The organism is Flavobacterium sp. C3NV (assembly GCF_046825355.2).
Lineage (GTDB): Bacteria > Bacteroidota > Bacteroidia > Flavobacteriales > Flavobacteriaceae > Flavobacterium.
Window position 1 is genome coordinate 1 of the sequence record NZ_JBKQBJ020000032.1, and the last position, 5,472, is coordinate 5,472.

Sequence of the window (5,472 nt, forward strand, 5' to 3'; positions counted from 1 at the left end):
GCAAAGAATTATATGATAGGTTAGTCGAAAAAGGAAAGGCTAAGAAAATAGCTTTAATCGCTGTAGCAAACAAACTGCTCAAACAAGCATTTGCCTTAGAATCAAAAAATGAATACTATTTACAAAATAATTAAAAATAAATTTGCTTTTAAACACAGTTCATTTCGACGCAGGAGAAATCCTCGCGAGTAGCTCGACAAAGATTGGCGATTTTGCATGCGTATGATGGATTAAAATCCATCCCTACAATATAATCCGTTCCTCTGGAACTCTTTATAAAATTACGTAGAAATTATTTATTTTGTAGCAAGGTCCCGAGGCTTCGGGATTAATCCCTTGAAACACAAAGTAACCCCAATATTGTCATTTCGACGCAGGAGAAATCTTCGCAAGAAACTCAACAAAGATTGGCGATTTTGCATGCGAAGTTAGTTGCGAGAATTTCTCGTTCGAAAACAACAAACTTTGTGTTTATAGCTTTTTTTGAACCTTTTAATAAAATGAAAGCCTAACAAATGTCCTATTCTATTATAATCAAACTTTTAAGGGGTAATTAACTGAAAAATCTACGTCTATTTTTATAAAATGATCTAATCATTTTAAGTAATCATTATGCAGACCAAAGAAAAACTCAATAGCTTACTAACACAAAAGTATCGACATAATATTGTTATTTATGGTGATTACAATAAAAATAAAAGTGTTGTCCTTGTAGATTCTAATACTTCTACTCTACTTACTATTACAGATGATTTTTTCTTCTCTTTTAAAGATAAAAATCACAATAGCTGGTCAACAGTTCCTCCATCTTTATATGTAAATGGCCAACAATACTATCCGCAACCTGGTGATAGCATTACCCGTACTGATGGGGTAAAGCATCATTTTACCACAAAACAAGAAGTGATTGCAATGGCCGCTGCCTATTTTGAAAAATTTATCATTCCTTATTATGGACTTGAGGTAAATTGGAGAATATGTCATTTTCAAGACATTCAAAACGGAACAAGATACAACTATAAATTATCTGAAATGAAATTCAAATCCTCTTCATACGAAGAAATAAACGCTTACATATCATCTAACTAATCAACACAAAAATCATGGCACATTTTTCAGACCAGGTACATATTACCATCTCGGGATTTACTCAAAACATTATTTATTATGATTTGCAGCTATCCCAAAAGATGGCAGATCATCATCACTTTTCATTTGTCTGGCAATATACAGGAAAAGCAATTATCGATCCTGCAGATCAGGCCAAGGCAATAAGAAAGTATCTTGGCGATGAGGTTATTTTTACATTCAAGAGTCTAACCGGAATCAAATTAATGAGTAAAGGAATCATTACTGATTTAGTTTCTATAGATCGTAACGGCAGTCCTGCAGGTTTGCACGTTATAGGAAAAAGTCACACCATTGTTCTTGATGATCTTGATAAATCCAGAACTTTCCTCGAACGAAATATGGATGATATTGTACTGGGAATTTTTGCCGAAGGCCCGGGAGAGTTTTATCAAAGAAATGCCATACGTTCTACCTATCTCAAAGAATTTAAATATTTGGCCCAGTATAACGAAACCAGTTTTAACTTTCTTAAAAGACTCTCTGCCCGTTACGGTCAGTGGTTTTATTTTGATGGAATGCGTATGCAGTACGGGCAAACCTCACATACAAAAATTAAACTAATTAACGGAGCTTCGTTGCATAGCTTTAAAATACAGGCTACGATGGCTTCGCATAAAATTTCTTTGGCGGGCTATAATTACAATAATGCCGAAGGTATTCGAAATTCTGCAGGGAGAACATCAGAAGGAAGTAAAGATAGTTTTGCCTCTGTAATAGGATTTAATCAAGGGACTGTAGCCCAGCCAGAATTAAGAATTGGTGCTTATACCAATAATGCCCAAAGTAAGGAAGAAATAGATGAAATGGTCAAATTGCAAACTGCCGGCAGTGATGCCAATAGTGTATACTATAGCGGAATTTCTTATTTACCATTAGGACTCGGGCAAGTATTTACCATTGTAAACCAAACCGTAGAACACGAGTTAATTGTTATTGAAGCAACACACCATTCTGAAGTTCACGGAAATTATACCTGCGAGTTCAAGGCAATTCCTGCAGATGTATCTGCGCCACATTATACCAATGTTCATGCTTTTGCAAGGGCTGAAACCCAGCCTGCAAGAATAAAAGACAATAACGATCCCGAAGGTTTAGGTCGTGTAAAAGTAGAATTTTATTGGGCAAGCGGAAGCACCTCAAGCGACTGGATGCGTGTCATACAAGCCTATTCAGGCGAAGGTAGGGGCATGTACTGGAGACCTGAAATAGGCGATGAAGTAATGGTTAATTTTGAAGGAGGAAATATTCAATGTCCTTATGTTTCAGGATCACATTATAATGGTAAAGCAAAACCGGAATTCTTTGATCCTGAAAATATGATAAAAGCTATAAGAATGCGCTTTGGTCAATTGCTTAAATTCATCGAGAAAGTTGGTATCTGGCTTTCTGACCCAAGTGGTAATGAAATTCATCTGGATGAAGAGAATAAGAATATCAATGTGACTTCTCCGGAAACGGTCACTTTTAACTGCAAAAATTTTATAATAAATGCCTCAGAAGGGATTACTTATAATGCAGGAACTCATATTGCTGAAAATGCGACTTTAAATAAAACTACAATTGTGGGCGGAGTTTTGAACACGAGTGTTGGCGGCGATCAAATGTTACATGTAGCGGGAACATTTCATGAACAAATTGATGGAGATTTTCATTCTGAAACCAAACAGGATCGAAATACAATAAGTCATTCTGATGTTGTTTCACAAGGTACTCAAAATGTGGAGTTTCATTCTAAAAATGACATTGAAAATAATAGCACCGAAGGGACGAGACAAAATTAAAAATGAATAAAATATAGAGCTATGTCTAGAACACGAATTGTAAAAGGGAAGATTACCGAAATAACTGGAGGAACTTATAGAATTTATGGAAACAGAATTATAATTAATTCAGGTGGGCGTATTGACTATTTTGCTAAAAATTATACTTATGGAGATCCTGGGGAACCTCCAAAATCTGTATTTGATGACCGTATTTTATATGTAAACGGTCATTTTTACAATGAAGATGGAACTTTTGAAGGAAAAATAAATGAACCTGATTTTGAAGGAAGCGTTGAAGATGTTTATGTCTGCGATGGAAAATCTATTCAAAAAGATAAAAACGGTAATGATTTTGTAATATATAATAGCACCAAGATATTGAAAGAAAATAATGCAAATATTACTCATGAAAAATTCATAATGTTAAGTTCAACTATTTATGGTGAAAGTTCTGCTTATAAAGCAAGTATTGGCTTTACAGCGGAATTAGCAATGGAAATGTTTGCAATAGCAAGTGTTCATAAAATTAATAAGATAGCTTATGGTAGTGATAGTGATCAAGCAAAATTGTTTAGAAAAAAAGAAAATGAGAAAAGAAATAGTACCAAAATGCAATTAGCTATTGGTGCTTTAATATACTCCTTATTATCTAAAAATGATGCTAGTAATGGAGCAACAATGTGGGATGGGGCGGAACAAGCTCAATTTTTGCCAAATGATGATAGATTTTCAACGGGTAAATTTGAAATTCATATGAACACCATGGGATGGACCATTTCAGATGAACATTATAAAAAATGGAAATTAGGTGTTGAAAAATTAGGAGGAACTTTTAATGCACCTCAAGAGAAATATACACCTGGAGTACATCCTAAAAAAAGATTTTCGACCTCTGGAACTATAGCACTTGAATCAACTGCTGTTTATTTGGGAACTATTTTTTGGAAAGAATTAAAATCAAGAAAAAAGAAAGTAGATGAAAAAATATAAACTAATTACTATTTTTCTCTCACTATTGACGATTTCATGCAAAGTTTCTAATAAAGGTTTCGTTATAGTTCATTCTAATAATAAAGGAATGGAAATTCGCCATTATTTCCATGTATACAATGAAGAATATGCAAGAGTTTATGGCAATAGTAAGGAAAACGATTCAATTACATTTACAATTGATAGCAATGATTTATTAGTCAAACAATTTATATACAGTCAAGAACAAAAAAAACATATTGTTGGGGGAAATATACGATATATAAACTATACTACTTCAATTACAGATATTAAATATTCTCAAAATGCAGATGGATGCATAAATATAAAACCTATTATAAATTTAGATTTTTTAAAAAAAGACAAAGAAATTGAAAAAATTATAAATGAAAACTGTAAAGTTAAGGAGAGCAATGAAGAAGAGGATTCCTTTAGTGATTGCAATTTCATTCTTCCTCAATTAAATAAAATAGATTATTTACCCGGTAATTCTAAAATTGTTTCCGTTGAAATTATGAAAAATAAAAAAAAACAATTTCAACAGATTAATTTAAGAGCTAACTATTTTAATACAAACATTGATTACAAAAGATACTATTACTATAAAGATAAAAGTATTCAAAAAATAAAAACATTAGTTGGAGATAGCATTTCAACAGATACTATTGTAGATTGTTATTCTAAAATTAATTTAGATTAGAAAGAATAATTATTATCCGTAGAAGTAAGAGTAAGGAAATCTAATTAAACCACGCTGCAATGAAAAAGCAGAGGCTTTATTGACGAGAGACTGAAAGTCTTTCAACTTTGAAAACTTTTTATCAATACTAAAAAATTGAAAAGATTATATTTTTTCGCATAAGTAAAGTATTGCAATAAATTGCAGCGTTCTAAACCCGAATCTGAGACTAATAAGCTATTTATAAAATACCTGCTAATGATTTTTTAGATAGCAAATATTGGACAACGGGTGATTTTTTTTATAAAAACAAAACAAAGAGAGCATCAGGACTTATTGCAACAAAAGTTGCTGGCTATTCAATATTTTGGAAAGAAATTAAAAAGTAAAAAAATGAAACTAATTATATTAATATTATTACTTACTACTAATAAAGTTCTTGGGCAAAACAAAAGCAATCAATACGAAAGATTAGAAGTAAAAAATCAATACAATATTATAGAAACCTTAATTAATAATGAGCACACTGAAAATGAAAAGGAAAACAACATAGAATCTTACTCAATCATATATAATTCAAAAAAGGATTCTGTTGTTTACTACGGATTAAGCAATTCATTTCCAATTTTGTATGTTTTAAAAAACGAAAAAAAAACGAAAAAACTTAAACTTTATATCATGGAGAATAAGAAAAAAGTTGATAGTATAAGTATAGTGTTTTCGGATCAAAAAAAAGCAATCGAGGTTAATAAAGATTTGTACTTTTTTAATTCTACATATTATAAATCATTAAAAAATAATGTTTTACAATTAAAAAATATAGCTGATATAATTGATTTATTAGACGACATGTTAGGAGATTATCCTTACCAAATAGATTATTTGAAAGATTTCAGTTCAAAAAACAAG

At 31.4% G+C, this 5,472-nt stretch carries 5 protein-coding genes; all 5 read left to right on the forward strand.

Features of this window, described 5'->3' with window-relative positions; all coding sequences use genetic code 11:
• The first annotated feature begins 612 nt into the window (after positions 1-612).
• A complete protein-coding gene (locus ACIDC4_RS24555) occupies positions 613-1,089 on the forward strand; it encodes a hypothetical protein (RefSeq protein WP_412045694.1) in 477 nt (158 codons plus the stop codon).
• A 14-nt stretch (positions 1,090-1,103) separates the two neighbouring features.
• Positions 1,104-2,912, forward strand: coding sequence for a type VI secretion system Vgr family protein (locus tag ACIDC4_RS24560; protein WP_412045693.1), 1,809 nt, complete (start codon positions 1,104-1,106; stop codon positions 2,910-2,912).
• A 21-nt stretch (positions 2,913-2,933) separates the two neighbouring features.
• Positions 2,934-3,884, forward strand: coding sequence for a hypothetical protein (locus ACIDC4_RS24565; protein ID WP_412045692.1), 951 nt, complete (start codon positions 2,934-2,936; stop codon positions 3,882-3,884).
• Positions 3,871-4,584, forward strand: a complete 714-nt coding sequence (locus ACIDC4_RS24570) for a hypothetical protein (protein ID WP_412045691.1) — start codon at positions 3,871-3,873, stop codon at positions 4,582-4,584. Before ACIDC4_RS24565 ends, ACIDC4_RS24570 begins: the two co-directional genes overlap by 14 nt.
• Positions 4,585-4,956: 372 nt before the next feature.
• The coding region (locus tag ACIDC4_RS24575; RefSeq protein WP_488381175.1) for a hypothetical protein at positions 4,957-5,472 on the forward strand (516 nt) is incomplete at its 3' end.